Annotated in this window: 16 protein-coding genes; 5 read left to right on the forward strand and 11 right to left on the reverse strand. The window is 69.6% G+C overall.

The window, feature by feature from the left end:
* Positions 1–22 precede the first annotated feature (22 nt).
* From tagR to tagH, 11 genes are read right to left on the reverse strand one after another with little or no spacing between them, the layout of a single operon-like run.
* The gene (tagR, locus tag AC1RB9_RS00395) at positions 23–1,735 is read right to left on the reverse strand and encodes a type VI secretion system-associated regulator TagR (protein ID WP_003106615.1); all 1,713 of its coding nucleotides are present in this window, start codon (positions 1,733–1,735) and stop codon (positions 23–25) included.
* Complete coding sequence (gene tagS / locus AC1RB9_RS00400; protein ID WP_003083634.1) at positions 1,728–2,927, reverse strand: type IV secretion associated ABC transporter permease TagS; 1,200 nt, start codon at positions 2,925–2,927, stop codon at positions 1,728–1,730. Before tagS ends, tagR begins: the two co-directional genes overlap by 8 nt.
* Positions 2,927–3,646: a type IV secretion associated ABC transporter ATP-binding protein TagT gene (tagT, locus tag AC1RB9_RS00405; protein ID WP_003114657.1), complete on the reverse strand. Its 720-nt coding sequence runs from the start codon at positions 3,644–3,646 to the stop codon at positions 2,927–2,929. Before tagT ends, tagS begins: the two co-directional genes overlap by 1 nt.
* Positions 3,643–6,747 carry a serine/threonine protein kinase PpkA gene (gene ppkA, locus AC1RB9_RS00410; protein WP_033943335.1) on the reverse strand — a complete coding sequence of 1,035 codons (3,105 nt, stop codon included), beginning with the start codon at positions 6,745–6,747 and terminating at the stop codon, positions 3,643–3,645. Before ppkA ends, tagT begins: the two co-directional genes overlap by 4 nt.
* Before the next feature lie 7 nt (positions 6,748–6,754).
* Complete coding sequence (pppA, locus tag AC1RB9_RS00415; protein ID WP_003106965.1) at positions 6,755–7,483, reverse strand: serine/threonine phosphatase PppA; 729 nt, start codon at positions 7,481–7,483, stop codon at positions 6,755–6,757.
* A gap of 9 nt (positions 7,484–7,492) precedes the next feature.
* Positions 7,493–8,173 carry a type VI secretion system-associated protein TagF gene (tagF, locus tag AC1RB9_RS00420; RefSeq protein ID WP_003083642.1) on the reverse strand — a complete coding sequence of 227 codons (681 nt, stop codon included), beginning with the start codon at positions 8,171–8,173 and terminating at the stop codon, positions 7,493–7,495.
* Positions 8,170–11,703: a type VI secretion system membrane subunit TssM gene (gene tssM / locus AC1RB9_RS00425; RefSeq protein ID WP_003161853.1), complete on the reverse strand. Its 3,534-nt coding sequence runs from the start codon at positions 11,701–11,703 to the stop codon at positions 8,170–8,172. The genes tagF and tssM overlap by 4 nt, the downstream gene beginning before the upstream one ends.
* Positions 11,700–13,049 (reverse strand): DotU family type VI secretion system protein, encoded by a 1,350-nt coding sequence (locus tag AC1RB9_RS00430; RefSeq protein WP_003115051.1) that lies wholly within the window; start codon positions 13,047–13,049, stop codon positions 11,700–11,702. Before AC1RB9_RS00430 ends, tssM begins: the two co-directional genes overlap by 4 nt.
* Before the next feature lie 6 nt (positions 13,050–13,055).
* On the reverse strand, positions 13,056–14,390 hold the full coding sequence (tssK, locus tag AC1RB9_RS00435) for a type VI secretion system baseplate subunit TssK (protein ID WP_003115052.1): 1,335 nt from the start codon (positions 14,388–14,390) through the stop codon (positions 13,056–13,058).
* Between the two features lie 15 nt (positions 14,391–14,405).
* Positions 14,406–14,870: a type VI secretion system lipoprotein TssJ gene (gene tssJ / locus AC1RB9_RS00440; protein ID WP_003083660.1), complete on the reverse strand. Its 465-nt coding sequence runs from the start codon at positions 14,868–14,870 to the stop codon at positions 14,406–14,408.
* Between the two features lie 44 nt (positions 14,871–14,914).
* The gene (tagH, locus tag AC1RB9_RS00445; RefSeq protein ID WP_181852662.1) at positions 14,915–16,426 is read right to left on the reverse strand and encodes a type VI secretion system-associated FHA domain protein TagH; all 1,512 of its coding nucleotides are present in this window, start codon (positions 16,424–16,426) and stop codon (positions 14,915–14,917) included.
* Positions 16,427–16,793: 367 nt separating this feature from the next.
* Here tagH and tssA point away from each other — a divergent pair, with 367 nt between their 5' ends.
* From tssA to tagJ, 5 genes are all read left to right on the forward strand, one after another.
* The gene (gene tssA / locus AC1RB9_RS00450; protein WP_003104975.1) at positions 16,794–17,828 is read left to right on the forward strand and encodes a type VI secretion system protein TssA; all 1,035 of its coding nucleotides are present in this window, start codon (positions 16,794–16,796) and stop codon (positions 17,826–17,828) included.
* 88 nt (positions 17,829–17,916) lie between these two features.
* Positions 17,917–18,435, forward strand: a complete 519-nt coding sequence (gene tssB, locus AC1RB9_RS00455; RefSeq protein WP_003083666.1) for a type VI secretion system contractile sheath small subunit — start codon at positions 17,917–17,919, stop codon at positions 18,433–18,435.
* A gap of 12 nt (positions 18,436–18,447) precedes the next feature.
* Positions 18,448–19,944 carry a type VI secretion system contractile sheath large subunit gene (tssC, locus tag AC1RB9_RS00460; RefSeq protein WP_003104973.1) on the forward strand — a complete coding sequence of 499 codons (1,497 nt, stop codon included), beginning with the start codon at positions 18,448–18,450 and terminating at the stop codon, positions 19,942–19,944.
* 75 nt (positions 19,945–20,019) lie between these two features.
* Positions 20,020–20,508, forward strand: coding sequence for a type VI secretion system receptor/chaperone Hcp (gene hcp / locus AC1RB9_RS00465; protein ID WP_003083670.1), 489 nt, complete (start codon positions 20,020–20,022; stop codon positions 20,506–20,508).
* Between the two features lie 167 nt (positions 20,509–20,675).
* Positions 20,676–21,521 (forward strand): type VI secretion system accessory protein TagJ, encoded by an 846-nt coding sequence (gene tagJ / locus AC1RB9_RS00470; protein ID WP_003119488.1) that lies wholly within the window; start codon positions 20,676–20,678, stop codon positions 21,519–21,521.

A 21,521-nucleotide genomic window follows, 5' to 3' on the forward strand; every position in this document is an offset into this window, starting at 1 on the left:
AGAGGGGCCGGACGGAACTCCTTCAACGCCCGCTGGACGCGAGCAATTCCTTCAATACCGCCTCCGGCTCGGCCCGGTGCTGCTGGCGATAATCTCCGACGTGTTTGACGAACAGGGTCGCGCGCTTGACCAGGCTCTTGCCCAGAACCGGGTTGCGATTGAGTTCTTCCTGGATGCGCTGGAACTGCGCCTGGATCACCGCGTCGGTGTAACGGGTGCCGGTGGCGAGGTTGTCGATGTAGATGGCCAATGCGCCATCGAGGGCGCTGCGCCCGTTGGCGATGGCGCCGGCATAGAGCTGGGCGGTCGCCTGATCCCTGGCTGCCACGGCTTTCTCCCTGTCCTTCTTGAGGTTGGTCAGGCGTATGTTGTAGTTGTTGATCGTCTCGGCGACCAGTGCCGCCGACTGTATCAGGTTTCCGGCGGCCTCTTCGCGCTGCCGGGCGATCAACGAAACGTTACGCTTGAGTTCCTCGTTTATCTGGGCCAACTGCGCCTGCATCTGCGGGTCGCGGGTGGCGGCAATGATTCCGTCCAATTGCTTGGTGGGATCTTGAGCGTCATCGATGGCATCGGTCAATGCCGCTAGTCGGCCTTCCTTCTGCCATTGGGCGAACAGCTCGGGATAGCGCGAGCGTGGCGCGGACAGCGCGCCGATGGCGACACGGAAACCGGTGGTCTCGTTGCGCTGTTCGCTGCCGTCGGCGGCGAACAGCGGGTATTCGCGGCGCATCCCGGTGAATAGAGTCATCTCGCCTTCGAGATAGTTCCCGCCCTTCACCACGAAACCGCCATATGTGCCCTGCCGGCGACCGGCGTGGACCAGTTGGAAGGACTCCTGGACCATCTCCGCGGCATTGCCGATCACGTCGAACAGGCCCAGCGGGTTCGGCCGCTTCATCCCTACCGGCAACAGTCGCGCGGCCTGCCCGGTGCCGCCGGCGACCTGGTTGTACACCGCCCAGTCGCCCAGCGGGCCTTCCTGGTCGCTGCCCTCGACCTTGCGCGGGAACAGCCGGCCTTCCAGTTCCTGGCGGCTGACCGCCTGGCCGCCGCGCGCGGCGAACTCCCACTCGACCTCGGTGGGCAGGCGGACGAAGCCGATGCCGCCGTCCTCGGGATTCTTGCCGCGGCCGCTGACCGGCAGCAGTTCCGGGTGGTTCTTCAGCAGCCAGGCGCTGTACACCGCGCCGAAGCGTTCGGCGTCGAAGCGCGAGAGGTTGACCTTGGGCAGCCGCGCGGCCATCCCGTCCGGCACGTCGCAGGCCGGCGCCTCGCCCTGGCCGGAGAGCGCGGCCGCCTGGCTCATCACCGCGGCGTACTGGCGGGCGGTCACCTCGTACTTGCCGATGAAGTACAGCATCGGCTTCAGCGGGGTGCCGGCGGCAGGCTTCGGCAGGCTGGCGGAGAGCTTCTGCTGCCAGGCCGGTGCCAGGTCGGCGAGGCTGAACTGGCCGTTCACGTAGTCGCGCCGGTAGCCGGAGATGAACGACTGCTGGTAGCCCGCCTCGCCTTCGTTGAAGGCGTAGCCGAGGTTGACCTCGCGATCGTCGAGGGCGCCTTCGGCGAGTACGTAGACATGCCGGAAGACCATCTCGCCGCCACACGGCAGCGGCAGGGCGACGTCGTCGGCCAGCGGCTTGGGATTGTCCGGCGAGTCGCCTTCGGCCCAGGCCGGCGCGGCAAATGCCAGGCAGGCGCCGAGGGCGAGCGGAAGAATGGCTTTCTCAAACATCGCGTAATCCCTCTGCGGCTTCGATCCGCGCCGCGCGCCAGCCGCCGCTGGCGGCGGCCAGGACGCTGCACAGCAGCGTGGCGAGCAGCGCCGTCAGGTAGTGGCTGGGCAGCAGGCGGCAGACGAACTCGCCGCTCTGGTTGTCGAACAGGTGGTTCAGCGCGCCGGCCGTGGCGGCGTACAGCAGCCCGGCGAGGAACAGGCCGAAGACGGCGCTGAACAGCGCCAGGAGCATGACGAAGCCGACCAGCGCGGCGGTCGGGAAGCCCAGCAGACGCAGCACCGCCAGGGCGCGGCGCTTGCGTTCGACGGCGGCCAGGCTGCTGGCGGCGATGGCGGCGAAGGCACCGCCGATGGCCAGCGCGGCGACGATCCAGAACACCAGGCCGAGGTTGCGGCTGAGGCTGCGCACCTGGGCGATGGCCTCGGCCTGGGTGGCGACTTCCACGCCACTCGCGACGAAGTGCCGGCGCAGCCCTTCCACCGCATCGAGGTCTCGGGCGTACAGGCGGAAGCCCGGGTAGATGCGTGCGCGCGGGGTCTCGCCGGCCTTCCCCGGCCAGCCGTAGGCGGCCACCGCGCGACCGTCGCGATAGTCCTCGGCGGCTTCCAGCAGGGCCAGCGGGGCGAACAGCGCGTCGCGGGCGAAACGCTCCTGCGGCAGCACCGCGAGCACTTCCAGCTCCAGGCGCTGGCTCTGTGCCTGGCCATCCATGCGCCGGCCGATGCGCGCGACGATGCGCTCGCCAGGCTGGGCGCCGAGTTTTTCCGCGGCGCCGTGGCTGAGCACCACGCGGGTCGGCCGGTCGGGTTGCGGCAGGCCGGCCAGCAGCGGGTCGCCGGCGGCGCTGGGAATCATCTCGACGCTCAGGGCGGTCTCGCCGCCGCCGCTGAGGTCGGCGGTGGCGGCGATCTGCCGGGTGCGCGGCACGGCGAAGGCGACGTCCGCGCGTGCGGCCAGGGCGGCGATGTCCTCGGCACGGTAGCGGGCGCCGCCGACCGGAATGATCTCGCGCACAGAAGGCGCGCGCTCCAGCCGCTCGGTGAGGGTGCTGACCAGGCCGTACTTGAGGCCGAACAGCACCAGCAGCGGGGTGATCACCGCCGCCAGGGCGAAGATCGCGCAGAGCGACAGGCGCGCCTCGCCGCGGTAGTCGGCCCAGGCCAGCGAGAGCAGCAGGCCGGCGCGCATCAGCCAACTTCCTCGAGGCAGGCGCCGACGCTGTCGTCGGCCTCGCGTTGCCAGCGGATGGCCAGGACTTCCAGGCCGGCGGCGCGAGCCAGGCGCTCGTCGTGGGTGGCGACCACGGTGCAGGCGCCGCGCTCGCGGGCCTGCTCCACCAGCAGGCGCATCACCCGTTCGGCGTTCAGCGGGTCGAGCGCCGCGGTCGGCTCGTCGGCCAGCAACAGGCGCGGCGCATGCGCCAGGGCGCGGGCGATGGCGACCCGCTGGCGCTGGCCGACCGACAGCGCCGCCGGTTTCTTGTCCAGCTGGTCGCCGATTTCCAGCCGCTCGGCCAGCGCCTGCACGCGCTCGGCGGACGGGGCGCCGAGCAACGCGCAGGGCAGGCCGATGTTGCGCCGCACATCGAGGAACTCGAGCAACCCGCCGCTTTGCAGCACGTAGCCGCAGTGCTGCCGGCGCAGCGCCGCCAAGCGGTCCTGGCGGCCGTCGCGCCAGAGCGCGGCGATGTCCTGCGGGCGTTCCCCGGCGAGGAATTCGAAGCGCCCGCCCGGGTCCGGCGCCAGGGCCAGCGCCAGCAGGTCGAGCAGGGTGCTCTTGCCGCAGCCGCTGGGGCCGACGATGGCCAGCTGGCGACCCGCGCGCAATTCCAGCGCCGGCACCCGCAGGCGGTAGCGCTGGCGACCGGCACCGTGGCTGCGGGCGACCTCGTGCAGGCGCAGGATCATGGCAGCGTCGACAGCGGCACGCGGTACAGCGCGTCGCCGGCGTCGGCGTCGCCGAACCGGACCCAGTTGGCGACGTCGTTGTGGAAGGTTTCGTAGAGGCGGATCTTCGACTCCAGTTCGTCGATGAAGTCCTGCTGTTCGGCGACGCTCAGCGACAGCCAGAGGTCCTGGGTCATGTTCAGCGACTTGCTGCGGTACGGCAGGCCTTCCAGGTATTCGCCGAGCACGCCGCTCTGTGCCAGGTTGCTGCCCTTCACCAGTTGCGCCGGGTCGCGGCTCATGTAGGCGCTGGCGCTGGCGATTTCCTGGAAGAAGTCCTTGGGCGAGGTCTGGGTACGCTTGGCCGCGTCGACGATCAGTTTCAGCGACTGTTGCAGTTCGTTGAGTTGCAGCTTGCTCAGCAGCACGCAGACCTGGAACGCCGGCAGCGCCGGGTTGGTCAGGTCACGGTCGGCGGTCCAGGCGGTGACGACCTGCGGCGCGCGCACCGGGTCGCGGCGACCGAGGAATTCCATCTGCATGGCGTAGCCGATGGCCGCCGACTTGCTCGCCACGCTTGGCGCGGCGTCGAAGCGCGGCGCCTGCGGCTTGCGGTTGCCGGCGTCGTGGACCAGGTCGGCGAACACCGTGCCGATCTCCTTCACCGTGTTGCCGAAGGCGTTCACCTCGCCGCCGGCCACCGGGATGTAGAGGTCGGCGATCTTCGGGTTGGCGTCGGCGGTGAGGCTGCGGTACTGCTGCTCGGCGTAGCCGTGGTTGTTCTTCCCGGCCGGGGTGCGCAGGTGCAGGGCATAGATCTTCACGCCCTTGCGCAGCGCCGCCTGGCGGACCTCGGCCTCGTTCATCTGGGTGCGCCCGAGCGGGTCGTTCTTGCGCAGCGCGCCGGCGTCGGTGACCAGCAGCACCACGCGCCCGGCGTAGGGCGACCAGTCCATTTCGTCGACCGCCTGCATGATCCCGGCGAAGGCGTCTTCGTTGAACGAGTGGCTGGAGACGTCGGTGGCGCGCACCTGGCTACTCAACTCGGCGAAGCGCTGCGCGTCGTTGCCCGGTTGCAGCGGCACCAGGGTCTTGCTGACGTATTCCAGGCCGGGGGTCTTGTCGGTGTTGTTGCGGAAACCGACCAGGCCGAAGCTGACCTTGTCCAGGTCGCCGCGCTCGCCGATCTGCCGCTGCAGGCCGTCGATCACCTCGCGCACGCGGTCGATGTAGGGCTGCATCGACACCGAGGTGTCCACCACCAGGACGATGCCGGTGCGGAAGGTGTCGCTCGCCGCGCCGCTGGCGCCGCCCTGCCCGGCCTGGCCCGGCGCCTGGGGTGCCGCGGCGCTGCCGCCGGGGTCGATCGAGGCGACCTCCAGCAACTGCGCCGGCTGGCCGTCGGCGTCGAAGCTTTCCTTCGAGTCGAAGATCGGCAGCAGGTAGAACTGGTCCTGGGGGATCGCCCGGTCGTTGGGCTCGACCGCGACCACCTGCGGATCGCCCTTGTGGTCCACCGCCTGGGTCAGGGTGTCGCGCGCTGCGCGGGTATCGCCGAGCAGGCGCTCGACCTGCTCGGCGCTGTTGAGGAACATCACCGGCGCGCGGCCGGAGCGTTCGGTGAACTTCAGCACCAGGCTCTGCTTCCAGTCGCTCACCGCGCTGGCCGGCAGCCAGCCGTCGCCCTCGCCGTTGCTGGAGGCGCCGACGCGCAGCCAGGGGCTGCCGCCGACCTGCTTGCGGGCGTACACGTAGAGCACCGAGAAGGCCGGCACCGCGCCGGCCCGGGGCGGGCCGCCAGCCTCGGCGGAGATGGCCGCGCCGGGTTTGGTCAGGACGCGCTGGAACAGGGTCTTCTTGCCTGGCATCAGCAGCGGACGCTCGCCGCCGTCCTGTTCGGCATCGGCCACCGGGGTCTGCTGCTGCGGCTTGTCCGCCGGCGTCTGTCCCAGCGGCGCTGGATCGGCAGCGCTCGGCGCGTCGCCCGAGCCCAGCAGCCACCAGGCGCCGCCGCCGATCGCCAGGAGCACGGCGGCCGCGGCCGCGGCGGCGGCGATCAGCGGCGTGCGGCTGCCGCCGGCACGCGGCTTTGCCGGTGGCAGCGGAGGCGGCGGGGGCGATGGCGGTTTCGCCGCTTGCGATGGCGGAGGCGGGGGCGGCGTGGCGCCGCCGGCGCTGGGCGTGACCGGCGGCAACTGGATCGATACCGGTTGCAGGCCGCCGAGGTCGGCGGGCGGCATGGGCGCGGGTTCGGCCGGCGGCGGGTTGCTCGCTCGCGGCGAGCCCTGCGGCGTCGCCAGCGGACGGATCTGGGTGGCTTCCAGGGCGCTCGGCGCCAGGCGGTCGAGGGCGGCGATCAGCGCGCCGGCGGTTGGGAAGCGCTCGGCCGGGTCCTTGGCCAGCAACTGGCGCAGGATGTCCTGGTAGCGGCCCTGTTCGATCGGCAGTTCCGGCAGCGGCTCGGTGAGGTGGGCCAGGGCGGTGGAGAGCGAATCCTTGCCGTTGTAGGGCAGCTTGCCGGTGAGGATCTCGTAGAGCACCACGCCCAGCGCGTAGAGGTCGGCGCGGCCGTCGATCTCCTGCCCGCGGGCCTGCTCCGGGCTCATGTAGCTGGGGGTGCCGACGGCGAAGCCGACCTGGGTGAACTGGGTATTGTCCTCGATCGACTTGGCGATGCCGAAGTCCGAGAGCACCGCGGTGCCGTCGGCGCGGAACAGGATATTGGCCGGCTTCACGTCTCGATGCACCAGGCCCTGGGAGTGCGCGTAGCCGAGCGCGGCGGCCACCTGCCGTACGTAGACCAGGCCCAGCTCGGGATCGAGGCCCTGCTGGATGCGCTCCTTGAGCGTGCCGTTGGGCAGGTATTCCATGGCCATGTAGTAGCAACTGCCGACGTTGCCGATGTCGTGGATGGTCACCGTGTTCGGGTGCGACAGCCGCGCCAGGGTCCGACCTTCGCGCAGGAAGCGTTCGGCGAAGCTCGGGTCGGCGGCCAGCGCCGCGGCCATCACCTTCAGCGCCACCTTGCGCTGCAGCGAGCGCTGGGTGGCCAGGTAGACCGTGGCCATGGCGCCTTCGCCCAGCTCGCGTTCGATGTCGAATCCCGGAAGTTCTATGTCCATGTCCGTCTCAGAAGGCCCTGACCACCAGGGCCGTGATGTTGTCCGGGGCGCCGCGGGTCAGGCCCAGGTGGACCAGGCTGCGGACCACCGCATAGGGATCGCTGTGGCTGAGCACGTCGCGCAGTTCGCTGTCGTCGGCGGTCTTGTTGAGGCCGTCGCTGCAGAGCAGGAAGCTGTCGCCGGGCAGCACGTGCAGCGCGGCTTCCGACAGTTCCAGTTGCTCGTGCACGCCGACCGCGCGGGTGACCACGTTGGCGCGCGGATGGTGGCGCGCCTCTTCCTCGCTGATCAATGCGTTGTCGAGCAGCTCCTGGACGTAGCTGTGGTCCCGCGAGATGGCTTCCAGCACGCCGCCGCGCAGGCGGTACAGGCGGCTGTCGCCGGCCCACAGGCAGCTCGCCTGGTTGCCGCGCGCGGCGAGCAGTACCAGGGTGCTGCCCATCACGCTGACGCCACGCAGGCCGGCCTCCTGGCGAACCCGCTCGTTGACCTGGGCGAGGCCGGTGCGCAACGCGCCGACATAGGCCGGTAGCGAGGAGGCCGCCGGGATGCGCCGCAGGGTATCGACGATCAGGCTGCTGACGAAGTCGCCGGCGGCGTGGCCGCCCATGCCGTCGGCGACCACCCAGAGTCCCGCCTCGGGGGCGTCGAGACTGGCGTCTTCGTTGACCTTGCGGACCATGCCGACGTGGCTGTAGCTGGCCGACCTGTAGTAGCTGACTGAGTTGGGCACCATCAGTTGTCCTTAACCGGGTATGCCGGGAAAGAGCGGGATCACCTCGCCCTCTCCGGTGAGGAATCGTCCGAACGCCGGCGCCGGCGGCAGGCCCTGGTAGCGCATCAGGCCGGCGGAGATCCGTGCCGAGCCGCGTCCCCACCAGTGGCTGGCGCCGTCGCAGGCATGCTGGGCCAGCGCGGCGAGGCGCTGCGCCGGGGTCACCGCTTCGCTGCGCAGCAGGTTGCCGCTGATCAGCGATTGTTCGATGCGCGGTCCGCAGGGAGGGGCCGGGAGCTGCGCCACCGCCTGCTCGAAGGCCTCGACCTCGGCCTCCGGTTCGAGGGTGGAGAGCAGCAGGCTCTCGACCTGCTCGAACCAGCCGTCGTCGCCGCCGACCAGCCCGCCGAGGTCGGCGTTCGCCGGCAGCAGGCAGGCGACGGTCAGCGGGAAATAGCGACCGACCCGGTCGATGCTCGGCATCACCACCCCGGCCACCGCTTCGCCGCCGAGCAGGCCGGGGGCGATGGCGAAGCGCCACAGCGGGCTGGTCAGGTAGGCGTCGAGCCAGGCCGCGCCGAGTTCGTCCTGGCTGGCGCGCATGCCGCTGGCCAGCCAGGCGTCCCAGGGTTCGACGAAGGTGTTCGGCAGGCCGCGGCTGACGAAATCGCCGCGGCCGGCCAGCTTGCCGTAGAAACCGACGCTGTTCAAAGGCGCTCCGGGAGGCTGAAGCCGGACACGACCCGGCTCTTGAAGGGGTTGAAGGCGCTGCTGGCGCGCAGCTCGCAGGCGATGCTGGAGCCGTCGATGCGCAGCCGCAGGGTGAAGCGGTCCGGCGAGTTGCCGCGTTCCAGGTCCGACTGGTCGAGCAGGCGGAACCAGGCCCAGGGGCCCTCCAGGGTCAGGCCGGAACGGCCGCTGCTGGGCGGCGGCGTCACCGTCAGGCGGACCACGCCGAGGCCGTTGGCGCTCGGCCACTGCATCGCCACCGGGCGGCTGGGGCCGTGGTCGTAGGTCAGCTGCTGGCCGTCGAGGTCGAGGATGAACTGGCTGATCGCCGCGTCCATGGTCACCGGCTTGAGTTCGAAGCGCACCGCCGGCTGCATGCCGCCGGAGCGGAAGAAGGCGTCGCGGATCGCTGCCGCGCGCTGGAAGGTGTGCAGCACGCCGGGGTTGATGCCGAGCTTCTGCGCCGCGCCGGGCTGCCAGCGCCAGGTGCTGGCGGAGGTGTCGACGTAGGGTTGCAGGTACTGGCGGAAGTAGCTGTCCATCACCCCACCGGCACCGAAGAAGTGGCCGAAGTCTTCCAGGGTGGCGTCGCGCGAGCTGCCGGCGGCGATCGGGTAGCGCCCGGCCAGGGACTGCCGGTAGACGCTGACCACGTCGCTGATCCAGGCCGCGTTGAGCTGGTTGCGCACGCTGCCCATCATGCTGCTGGTGGTGGAGTTGACCACGTTCTTCACCAGTCCCTGGACCACCGGCGGCTGGCGCTCGGCGCTGAGGGCAACGCGCGAGGCGGCGGCGGCCACCTGGTTCTTGGCGTCGCCGAGCAGCGAGTCGCCGCTGGCTCCGGCCATGGCGCTGACCTGTACGTAGAGCGCGTTCATGTCCTCCAGCAGGCTGTCGATCGGCGCCGGTTCGTTGCCGCCCTCGCCCTTGCTGACCAGGCTGTTGAGTTCGGCGAAGTGGGCGCTGATCGGGTCGCTGTCGGCCTGCTGCGGCTGTTCGCGGGCGCCTTGCTCCTCCTCCTGGCCGACCAGCGAGCCGAGGCGCTGCTTGAGCTTGTCCACGGTGCCGTCGGCGGCCTTCTTCACTTGCGCGGCGACCAGCCGGTCGCCCTTCTGCAGGTCGGTCTCGCGGGCCACCGCCTCGAGCAGCTTGCGGAACGGCGAGGTCGGTCCGGAGAGAATGCGCAGCACGTCGGCGGCCTGGGTGACATTGGTGATCGGCACTACGGTAAGGTCGGCGAGCAGGTCGTCCCACTGCCGCAGGTAGTCCTGGAAGTACAGGCGACGCACGTCGAGGGCCAGGTTGGCGGCGTCGCCGGCATCGTTCAGGTCGCGCCCGAGCACCCACTGTTCCTCGGCGATGGTGCCGGCCTGGCTGAGGCTGGCGGTGAGGAACACCTCGCGATAGCCGCGGTAGGTGAAGAAGCCGCTGAGCGGGTCGGTGAGCGGCTTGCCGCTCTTGCGCGCGAACACCAGCGGCGCGTCGCGGCCGGCGGCGTCGCTGATGCGGAAGTCGGGCACGTCCTTGGGCAGCTTCTGCCGCTTGACCCGGTCGTAGACCCGCTGCGCCACCGGCAGTTGCTGCAACTGGCGGCGCAGGTCCTCGACCAGGTCCTGGTCCAGGCGCGCCGACGGCGGCCGTCGTTCGAGCAATGCGTCGAGGTGCGCGTGCAGCGCCTGGCGCTGTTCCGGCGAGAGGTCGCGCGGCAGGTTGCGTTCCCAGTCGAGGCTGATCCAGGCCTTGATGAAGTCGGCGTCGTAATGGTCCGGGCTGCCGAGCATCAGGTAGGCCTTCAGGCCCTCGTAGAGGAAATCGCTGCTGCCGCCGGAGCGCAACTGTTCCTCGATGCGGGTCACCAGGCGCGGGGCGAACACCGCGATCAGCAGCTTGCGGTAGACGCTGGCGGACTCCTCGCCGAGCATGTCGCCCTGGTACAGCCCGTAGCCTTCGGCCCAGCTCGGCGCGTCGCCGGCGAGATTCTGCACCGCGTTGAGCTGTGGCAGTACGGCCAGGACGTCGCGCTGGGCCGGGCTCAGCGACTCGATGCCGCGCGCCAGCGGGTCGACGCGCTGGTCGACCGCGGCGATGTAGCTCTGGTTGGCGCGGTAGCTGGCGATCCATACCGCCGTCACCGCCAGCACCACCAGCGCGGTGGCGCTCAGCGCGCCGATGGTCAGCCACTTGCGGCGGCGCTCGACCTTCGGGTTGGTGCCGACCAGGCCGCGTTCGCCGAACGCCACTTCGCGGAACAGCCGCTCGATGAAGTAGCTGCGCCCGGTTCCGGTCTGCCGCGCCAGGTGCTGGCGGTCGAGGTTCATCGACTGCGCCATGCTGCCGATCAGGCGGTCGATCGGACTGCCTTCCTGGGTTCCGCTGGTGAAGTACAGGCCGCGCAACAGCGGGCGTTCCTCGTAGGGGTTGGGCTTGAACACGCCGTTGAGGAACTCGCCGAGGCATTCGCGCAGGGCGGCGAATTGCTGCGGGAAGCCGTAGACCAGGTCGCGCCGCGCCGGGTCGCGCTCCTGCTGCAGGCGTTCCACCAGGCGCGCGGTGAGACGCTGTTCGAGCAGGGCGAATTCGCTGTCGAACACCGCCAGCGGGCCTTCCGCGCTCTTGCCGTCGTCGAGGGCGAAGGTCATCCCCCAGACCTGCGCGCGTTCCTCGCGGTTCAGGCTGTCGAAGAACTCCATGAAGCCCGGCACCAGGTCGAACTTGGTCAGCATCACGTAGATCGGGAAGCGCACCCCGAGCTGCTGGTACAGCTCCTGGATGCGTGCGCGGATCGCCTGGGCATGGGCGGCGCGCTCGGCGTCGCTGCCCAGCAGCAGGTCGGAAAGGCTGATGGCGATGAACGCGCCATCGATGGGGCGGCGCTTGCGCTGGGTCTTGAGCAGGTCGAGGAAGCCCAGCCAGGCGGCCTTGTCCACCTGGGCGTGGCTGTCCTGGGTGGTATAGCGGCCGGCGGTGTCCAGCAGCACCGCTTCGTCGGTGAACCACCAGTCGCAGTTGCGCGTGCCGCCGACCCCGCGGATCGCCCCGGCGCCCATCTGCGCGGCGAGCGGGAAGTCGAGGCCGGAATTCATCAGCGCGGTGGTCTTGCCCGAACCGGGCGGGCCGATGATCACGTACCAGGGCAACTCGTACAGGTTGCGCCGCTCGCTGCCGCCCAACTTGGCCCGCTTGAGCAGGGCCAGGGCCTCGTCCATGCGTTGCTTGAGGGTCGCCAGCTCTTCGGCGGTGGCGACGCTGGCGGCGTCCGGCGCGCTGACCTCGGCGAGACTCTGCATGACCTTCGCCGCGTTGCGCCGGGCCTGCACGATGCGCAGCACGCGGAAGCCGATCCAGACCAGGAACAGCAGGACGATCAGCACCCAGCGGCTGGTCGCCGAGGCCAACGGTTCGTAGTTGCCCAGGCGCAGCAGCGGGCCGAGGAACCAGATGATCAGGCTCAGGGCGAGCAGGCCGAGCACCGGCACCACCCAGCGCGCGAAGAAGTTGAGGAAGCCTTTCATTGCGCGCCCTCCGCGAATACGGTGATTTCCACCCGGCGGTTGCGTGCGCGGCCTTCGGCGCTGGCATTGGTCGCCACCGGCTCGGTGTCGCTGCGCCCTTCGGCGGTGAAGCGGCCGGCGTCGCCGGTGGTCGCGCCGAGCAGGTCGGCGACCTCCTGGGCGCGGGCCTGGGACAGTTTCCAGTTGGACGGGTAGCGCAGCGTGGCGATCGGCCGGTTGTCGCTATGGCCGGTGACCAGCACCTGGCCCTTGACCTTGCGCAGGGCGTCGGCGATGCGCAGCAGCAGCGGCTGGAACTCGTCGCGCACGCTGGCGCTGGCGCTGGCGAACAGCTCGTCGCCGCGGATGGTCACCACCGAGCGGTCGACGGCGTCCTCCACCGCCACCCGCTGGGCCTTGATGTCGTCGGCGAGGAAGCGCGCCAGGCGTGGCCGCTCGATCACCCGCGGCTGCACCGCCGGGCGGTCGATGGCCTGCACCGGGATCTCGCCGATGGCGTGGATGCGCTTGAACACCGGCTCGGCGTCGGCGGCCAGCTTCATCCGCAGGCCGAACAGCAAGGCCAGCAGCAAGGCCAGGCCGATGGCGATACCGACCCACGGCGGCAGGTATTGCGAAAGGCGGTCGCGCATCACGCTGAGGCCGCGCCAGTGCGGCGACAGTTCGTGCTCGTACTCGCCGCGGGTGCTGCGGATCACCGCCGCGGTGCGCTCGCGCAGCGCCTCCAGTTGGCTGCGGCCGTCGTGCATGACCCGGTAGCGGCCTTCGAAGCCGAGGCTGGTGCACAGGTACAGCAGCTCCAGCAGGTGCAGGCGCTGGTGCGGGTTCTGCAGGCAGTGTTCGAGCAACTGGAAGACCTTCTCGCCGCCCCAGGCCTCGTTGTGCAGGGTGATCAGCAGGCTCTGCTTGCCCCAGTCGCTGGTGCTGCCCCACGGCGTGCTGAGCACCGCTTCGTCGAGGGCGGTGCAGAGCACGTAGCGCGCCAGCATCACTTCGTCCGGCGCCACGCCGGCCTGGCGTGCCTTCTCCTCGAACTGGCGCAGGTAGCCGAGCAGTTGCGCGCGCAGGCTGGCCGGCGCCGGATGGGCGATGGTGTTGCGCAGGCGGGTGAGCATCGCCAGCAGTGGGCCGGCGGCCTGCTCCAGCGGGTTGAGGCCGTCGCCGCGGCCGCTCAGCGGCGCCAGGCTGGCCATCGGCGGCGGCGTGTAGGGATCGCCGCCGCGGGGGCCGCCGGCCGGTTCCGGGGCGCGGCCGCCGGGACGCGGCATGATCATGGTGCGGTCGTCGGGCGGGCTTCCGTTGCCGCCGCCGGCCGGGGTGCCGAAGGGATCGTCGATGGGAGGCATCGTTGCTTATCCTCGAATGGCCCAGAAGGCCAGGTTCAGCCCGGGGAACTGGCCGGCGATGTGGAAGGCGAAGCCGCCGGAGTGCGTCAGCTGCTTCCAATGCGCGCTGCCGCGGTCCAGTTCGAAATAGGTGGAGCCGGCGTGGTAGGGGATCTGCCGCGGCGCCACCGGCATCGGCAGCAGGCCGATACCCGGCAGTTGCAGGTTGACCAGGTCGCGGATGTGCTCCACCGAGCCGACCTTGGCCTGCTGCGGGAAGTGCCCGCGCAGGCTCTCGCCGGGGACGTCGGCGCGCACCACCAGGACGAAGCTGGCGTTGTCGATCAGGCTGCGGTCGCTGAGCATCGCGACGTGCACGCCGTAGGCCTTCTCGACGATCGGGATGGCGATCGCCTTGGCGTCGATCACCGTCGCCAGCGCCTGGCGCAGGGCGAGCATCACCGGGGCGAAGCTGGCGGCCAGGTCGTCGTGGTTGTACACCGGGTACTCCTCGGGACGCCGCTGGCTGGCGGTGAAGGTACAGAACTCGCCGGCCAGGGCCACCAGTTCGCGGTACAGCTCCTGCGGGTGCAGCGGGCGCACGCGGGACAGGTGACCGGTGAGGGCCTCGGCGCGGTTGACCAGTTGCAGCAGCAGGAAGTCGGCGATTTCCGAGGCGCCCCCGGCGCTGGATGCCACCACCCGCCCGGCGAGGGCTTCGCCGCGCTGGTGGAGCAGGCCCAGCAGCTCCTTGGCGAAGGACGCCAGGGGCGGCGCGGCGGCAATGTCGAGCACCGGCGGCAGGTAGTCCTCGTCCAGGCTCAGGGCCTGGTCCGCGCGCTTCTCGCGGACCCGCGCGACGCCCACCGCGGCGTATTCGCCGAGGCCGTCGCGCTCGGTCAGCAGGCGGAACGCCTGGCTGCCCAGGGCCACCGGGGCGCGGCTCTCGAAGGCGGCATTGTCGTCGCGCACTTCCTGCACCTGGCTGACGTAGCGGGCGCCGCCGAGGGCCTCGCCCTCCTCTACCGTGTCGCGGGTGCCGACCCGCTTCAGCGGCAGGCCGAGGTAGACGATGCCATCGCGCAGGCTTTCCTCGACATTCAGCGGCGCCGGCGCCGGATCGTCGGCGGGGATGTTGAACGGCGTACCATCCGGCAGCACGCCGCGGGCGCTGACGATGGCCAGCTTGCCCTGGGTCAGCAGGGCATCGTCCAGCTTCAGCTCGGAAAAGCCCCAGCCGCCCGCCAGGAGCGAGCGGCAGCGGCCATCCACCAGGGTTTCCAGGTAGCGGTCGTGCTGCTGGAAATGCTGTGGCCGCAGGAACATGCCTTCGGACCACACCACGCGGTTATTCCAGGACATAGGGACTCCGAAGGTTCAGGGCGCGGGACGCGCGACGATGCCGATGGCCTGCGCGCCGAGCGTGATGTCGAGATGGCTGGTGCGTTGCCCCGGCACGTCGAGGACCTGGCGCCAGGTGGCGCGGTCGAGGTCGCGGTAGGCGGCGACGAAACCGAGCTGGCGGGTCTGCTCGTCGAGCGTGCGTTCGATGCGCCGTTCCTCGCCCGGACGCAGGAGGAACTCGTCCTGCTCCACCAGGTCGCCACCGAGGGTCGACTGGGCGTTGTCGGTGAGGGCGAAGTAGTCGGCGCGGCCGAACGCGGTGTCTTTCTTCAGCTCGTACAGCCGCAGGCGCAGCGGCGCCGCCTGGCCGGCGGCGGACGGGTTGAGGTTCGGTGCGGCGTGGAGCCAGATCACCACCCGGGTCGGCGGGGTTTCCGGCGGGCTGGACGAACAGGCGGCGAGCAGCAGCCCGAACAGCGCGACGATCAGTTTCTGCATGGTGTCGTCCTCATTGACGTTGTTTCTCCTGGTGTTCGTTGGCGTCAGGAACGCCGTAGTCGAGCGCTGTGTTCCTCGTAGGCGCGGCTGAATTCGCGGCCGAAAAGCTCCTGGAAGTCGTCCTCCGCCTCGCGCAGGATCTTCGCGTACAGCTCGGTGAAACTGTCCCAGTTCTGTGCCTGGCGGGCCCCCGGCAGCAGGCCGGAAAGCCCGGCCGGCTTGCCGAAGCGGGCTTCCAGCGCGGCCGGTTCGAAGCGCGCCAGCAGGTGGCGGATGGCGGCCTGCACGCCGGCCATCACCGCCAGCTGGTGCGCCTTGAGGTCTTCGAAGCTGTCGGCCACCGCGCGATCCGGCGCCATGAACGCCTGGTTGTCGCGGCGCAGCAGGAGCAGCATGGCTTCGTCGACGTTCGGCGCGAACTTCAGCGGGTTGTTCTGCACCGGCTGGATCATGGTCTGCGCCATGCGGAACTCGCCCTTCAGGCTGGCCCGCGCGCGCAGCACGTCCACCAGTCCTTCCACCAGGCCGCGATAGCTGCGGCCGATGGCTTCCATCTGCGCTTCGGCGCCGGCCGGGTCGACCTTCAACTGGGTCATGCCGGCGCCGCGCAGGAACGCTTGCAGCAGGTCGCCGCCGGCCGACGCGGCGGCGCTTGCCGGCGGCGTCGGCGCCGCCACGCTCGCTGGCTGTGGCTGTGGCTGTGGCTGTGGCTGTGGCTGTGGCTGTGGCTGTGGCTGTGGCTGTGGCTGTGGCTGTGGCTGTGGCTGTTGGGTGGTCCCTGGGTCGGCGAAGGGCATCGCCAGCGGCGTCGGTTCGGCCGTCGGCAGCGGCTGGGCGACGGGCGTGGCGCTTGGCGCGGGCGTGTTGCCGAGCAGTTCGGCGAACGGGTCCCAGTCGGCCGGAATCAGCGGTGCGCCGCCAGCGGGCGGTGGCGCCGGGGTGGTCGCGGGGGGCGGCGGGATCACCGGTTCCGGCGGGCGGAAGTCGTGCTGTTCGGCCGGTACATGGTCCGGACGCGGCGCCGCGCCGGGCGGCGGCGGGGTGAGGAAGTCGAACAGGTCGGGCTTGGTGTCCAGCGGCGAGCCGCCCTGGAAATGCGCCGTCACCGCGGGGTGCGGGGTGGGCGCCGGTTCGGCGAAGGCAGGCGCCGATCCGGCGGCCTGCCGGCTCATCAGGGCGTCGAAGCTGGTGAACGGATCGGTCTGCGGATTGCCGCTGCCGGGCAGGGCGATGTCATGGCCGAGCTGGACGAGGATGTCGTATTCGCCGAGGCGGACGGTCTCGCCGTCCTGCAGCGGCTCGCTGTTGCCGCGGCGCAGGCGGTGCCCGGCATTGACCAGCAGCACGCCGTTGGTGCTGGTGTCGGTGAGGTAGTACACCCCGTCGCGGTTGAGGATGGTGCAGTGGCGGCTGGAGACCAGGCGCTCCGGGTCCGGCAGGACCCAGTCGTTGTCCGGGCCCCGACCGATGGTCAGCTGTCCCTGGTCCAGTACCTTTTCCGAACACTGACCGGGGGTCAGCTTGTGGTAGCTGGTGATGGTCAATCGCAGCGGCATTGCTACTCCTTGCATTGCCAGCGCCCGGCTCTTCCAGGCGCTCACCCCCGTGCCCGAGGGATTTCGGTTCGCATCCAGGCTGGCCCGACGGCTTTCCGGCGTTTCGTCGCCTCGGGAAGACACATCGGGTGGTACCGGATTATAAAAGACTAATCCTACGTCTTTTAAAGATTTGTCCGATCTGCGGTGTCATGCAACTAGTGGCGTTGTGCCTTCCTTGACAAGCCTTGCGGCATGCCACAAGAATTTTGCCAACCTTTCGAGTCATCCGATATTCATCAATGGCTCCTACAAGATCCGACGGAGTGGATCTTACAAGCGAAGGTGAGGGCCGCGCAGCGGCTTCGATGATAGGGAGATCGTCACCGTGCTGGATGTACCCGTTTTGCTGGCTGCCGTATCCCCGGACTCGCCCTGTGGCGACGATCTGGAGTACGACGCCGCGTTCCTCGAACTCGAACGCATCGCCCAGGGCCAACCCGAGCGCCAGATGGGCGATGCCGTGCTGCCCGCCGAACCGCCGGAGTGGCCGCGCGTACGCGCGCTGGCCAGCGAACTGTTCGGCCGTAGCAAGGACCTGCGGGTAGCCAACCTGCTGCTGCAGAGCAACGTCGCCCTCGACGGCCTGGACGGGCTCGCCGACGGCCTGCTGCTGGTCCGCGAGCTGCTCGGCCAGTACTGGGACGGCGTCTATCCGCTGCTCGACGCCGATGACGACAACGACCCCACCTTCCGTATCAACGCCCTCACCGGCCTGGTCGCCGAACCGCTGCTGCAACTGGTCTGGGCGATCCCGCTGGTGCGCTCGCGGGCGTTCGGCCCGGTCAACCTGCGCGCCGCGCTGAACGCCGCCGGGCTGCAACGCTTCGCCAGCGAGACCCTGAGTCCCGAGCAGATCGCCGGCGCCTTCGCCGATGCCGACGCCGATGCGCTGGCCGCCACCCGGCGCGCCCTGGAAGGCGCCCAGGAACATGCCCTGGCCATCGAGAGCGGCGTCGCCGAACGGGTCGGCTCGGCCCAGGGACTCGACCTCGGTCCCCTTCGTCAACTGCTGCGCCAGGCCCTCCAGGTGTTCGACCTGTACGGCCCGCAGGGCGCCGGCGAGCCCTTGGCGCCGGGTGCCGAAGCGGCCGCCGACGAGCAGGGGGGCGCCGCGCCTGTCGCAGCCGTCGCCGCGCCGGCACCGCGAGCCAGCGGCGAGATCGCCAACCGCGAAGACGTCCTGCGCCAGCTCGACCGCCTGCTCGAGTATTACGTTCGCCACGAGCCGTCGAGCCCGGTGCCGGTGCTGCTCAAGCGCGCCAAGACACTGGTGACGGCCGACTTCGCCGAAATCGTGAGGAATCTCATCCCCGATGGGATTTCCCAGTTCGAAACCCTGCGAGGCCCGGAAAGCGAGTAACGCCTAGCGGCCGTCCGGGCCAACGCTGCAAGCCGCCGGGGCGATTCCGACGGCGCTAACAACCGCCGTCGCGCGAGGGAGAAACAAGATGGGAAGCACTACCAGCAGTCAGAAGTTCATCGCCAGGAACCGGGCGCCACGCGTGCAGATCGAGTACGACGTGGAGTTGTACGGTGCCGAGAAGAAGGTCCAGCTGCCCTTCGTCATGGGCGTCATGGCCGACCTCGCCGGCAAGCCCGCCGAACCCCAGGCGGCGGTCGCCGACCGCAAGTTCCTGGAGATCGACGTGGACAACTTCGATGCCCGGCTGAAGGCGATGAAGCCGCGGGTGGCCTTCAACGTACCGAACGTGCTGACCGGCGAAGGCAACCTGAGCCTGGACATCACCTTCGAGAGCATGGACGACTTCAGCCCCGCCGCGGTGGCGCGCAAGGTCGATTCGCTGAACAAGCTGCTCGAGGCGCGTACCCAGCTGGCCAACCTGCTGACCTACATGGACGGCAAGACCGGCGCCGAGGAAATGATCATGAAGGCGATCAAGGACCCGGCCCTGCTTCAGGCCCTGGCCAGCGCGCCGAAGCCCAAAGACGACGAGCCGCAGGCGTAAGAGGATTCCAGCATGGCCGAATTGAGCACCGAGAACCTGGCCCAGGGCCAGACCACCACCGAGCAGACCAGTGAGTTCGCCAGCCTGCTGCTGCAGGAGTTCAAGCCCAAGACCGAGCGCGCCCGCGAAGCGGTGGAGACCGCCGTGCGGACCCTCGCCGAGCATGCCCTGGAGCAGACCAGCCTGATCTCCAACGACGCGATCAAGTCGATCGAGTCGATCATCGCGGCGATCGACGCCAAGCTCACCGCGCAGGTCAACCTGATCATGCACCACGCCGACTTCCAGCAACTGGAAAGCGCCTGGCGCGGCCTGCACTACCTGGTCAACAACACCGAGACCGACGAGCAACTGAAGATCCGCGTGCTGAACATCTCCAAGCCGGAGCTGCACAAGACCCTGAAGAAATTCAAGGGCACCACCTGGGACCAGAGCCCGATCTTCAAGAAGCTCTACGAAGAGGAATACGGCCAGTTCGGCGGCGAGCCCTATGGCTGCCTGGTCGGCGACTACTACTTCGACCAGTCGCCGCCGGACGTCGAGCTGCTCGGCGAGATGGCGAAGATCTCCGCCGCCATGCACGCGCCGTTCATTTCCGCCGCCTCGCCGACGGTGATGGGCATGGGTTCCTGGCAGGAGCTGTCCAACCCGCGCGACCTGACCAAGATCTTCACCACCCCGGAATACGCCGGTTGGCGTTCGCTGCGCGAGTCCGAGGACTCCCGCTACATCGGCCTGACCATGCCGCGCTTCCTGGCGCGCCTGCCCTACGGGGCGAAGACCGATCCGGTGGAAGAGTTCGCCTTCGAGGAAGAAACCGACGGCGCCGACAGCAGCAAGTACGCCTGGGCCAACTCGGCCTACGCGATGGCGGTCAACATCAACCGCTCCTTCAAGCTCTACGGCTGGTGCTCGCGGATCCGCGGCGTCGAGTCCGGCGGCGAGGTGCAGGGCCTGCCGGCGCACACCTTCCCCACCGACGACGGCGGCGTGGACATGAAGTGCCCGACCGAGATCGCCATTTCCGACCGCCGCGAGGCGGAGCTGGCGAAGAACGGCTTCATGCCGCTGCTGCACAAGAAGAACACCGACTTCGCCGCCTTCATCGGCGCGCAGTCGCTGCAGAAACCCGCCGAGTACGACGATCCGGACGCCACCGCCAACGCCAACCTGGCGGCGCGCCTGCCCTACCTGTTCGCCACCTGCCGCTTCGCCCATTACCTGAAGTGCATCGTTCGCGACAAGATCGGTTCCTTCAAGGAGAAGGACGAGATGCAGCGCTGGCTGCAGGACTGGATCCTCAACTACGTCGACGGCGACCCGGCCCACTCCACCGAGACCACCAAGGCCCAGCACCCGCTGGCGGCGGCCGAAGTGGTGGTGGAGGAAGTCGAAGGCAATCCGGGTTACTACAACTCGAAGTTCTTCCTTCGCCCGCACTACCAGCTCGAGGGACTGACGGTATCGCTACGCCTGGTATCCAAGCTGCCTTCGGCCAAAGAGGCCTGAGGCATTCAACGACAGCGCCTGCCATGGTGGCGGGCGCTTGCATAGCGTAGTGGCGCGAGCCACACGGGAGGAAAGATGGCTGTTGATATGTTCATCAAGATCGGCGACGTCAAGGGTGAGTCCAAGGACAAGACTCACGCCGAGGAAATCGACGTGCTGGCATGGAGCTGGGGCATGTCCCAGTCCGGGTCGATGCACATGGGCGGTGGCGGCGGCGCCGGCAAGGTCAACGTGCAGGACCTGTCGTTCACCAAGTACATCGACAAGTCCACGCCCAACCTGATGATGGCCTGCTCCAGCGGCAAGCACTATCCGCAGGCGAAGCTGACCATCCGCAAGGCCGGCGGCGAGAACCAGGTCGAGTACCTGATCATCACCCTGAAGGAAGTCCTGGTGTCCTCGGTGAGCACCGGCGGCAGCGGTGGCGAGGATCGCCTGACCGAGAACGTGACCCTGAACTTCGCCCAGGTCCAGGTCGACTACCAGCCGCAGAAGGCGGATGGCGCGAAGGACGGCGGTCCGGTCAAGTACGGCTGGAACATCCGCCAGAACGTGCAGGCCTGATGAGCCGGCTGCCGGTCATGGCGTGGCCAGGCCATGCCGTGGCCGGTGCGAGCGCTCGCCATGCCGGGTGCCGAAGGCGCGCGCGGCGCGCCGCGGACCTCGTCCGCCCGACCTCCTGCCGGAGGTACTGAATTCCACCGGGTCGTCCGTCGCGTCCGCCGGGCGCCATGGCCGACCCTTCATTCGCATCCGGGCGCCTGGGCTCCCGGCTACAGGGAAGTATCGCGATGATCGCCGAAGAACTGTTGCGCGCCGGGCGCCTGGACGATGCCTTGAAAGCCTTGCAGGAACAGGTGCGCAGCCAGCCGTCGAACGCTACCCTGCGGATCTTCCTGTTCCAGCTGCTGGCCGTGATGGGCCAGTGGGCGCGGGCGCAGAACCAGCTCAAGGTGGTCGGCGAACTGGATGCCTCGGCGCTGCCGATGGTACAGACCTACTCCACCGCCATCGACTGCGAGGCGCTGCGCCGCGAGGTGTTCGCCGGGCGCCTGACGCCGGTGATCCTCGGCCAGCCGGCGGAATGGATCGCGCCGCTGTTGCAGGCCCTGAGCCTGGACGCCGAAGGCCATGGCGAGGCCGCCCAGGCCCTGCGCGAGCAGGCCTTCGACGCCGCGCCGGCGGTGCCCGGGCGGATCGGCGAAGCGCCGTTCGCCTGGCTGGCGGATGCCGACACGCGCCTCGGCCCGGTGCTCGAGGTAATCGTCAACGGTCGCTATGCCTGGTTGCCGATGAGCAACCTGCGCAGCCTCAAGGTCGAGGCGCCGAGCGACCTGCGCGACCTGGTCTGGCTGCCGGCCGAACTGACCCTGGCCAACGGTGGCGCCACCGTCGCGCTGCTGCCGGCGCGCTACGCGGAAACCGTCGAGCACGGCGACGACGCCGCGCGCCTGGGGCGCAAGACCGAATGGCTGGACAGCGGCCTGCCGGTCGGCCAGCGGCTGTTCGTCACCGATGCCGGCGAGACCGCGCTGTTCGACCTGCGTGAACTGGACTTCGAGCCGACGGACGCCTGA

It is taken from the genome of Pseudomonas sp. 20-5, from assembly GCF_056782835.1.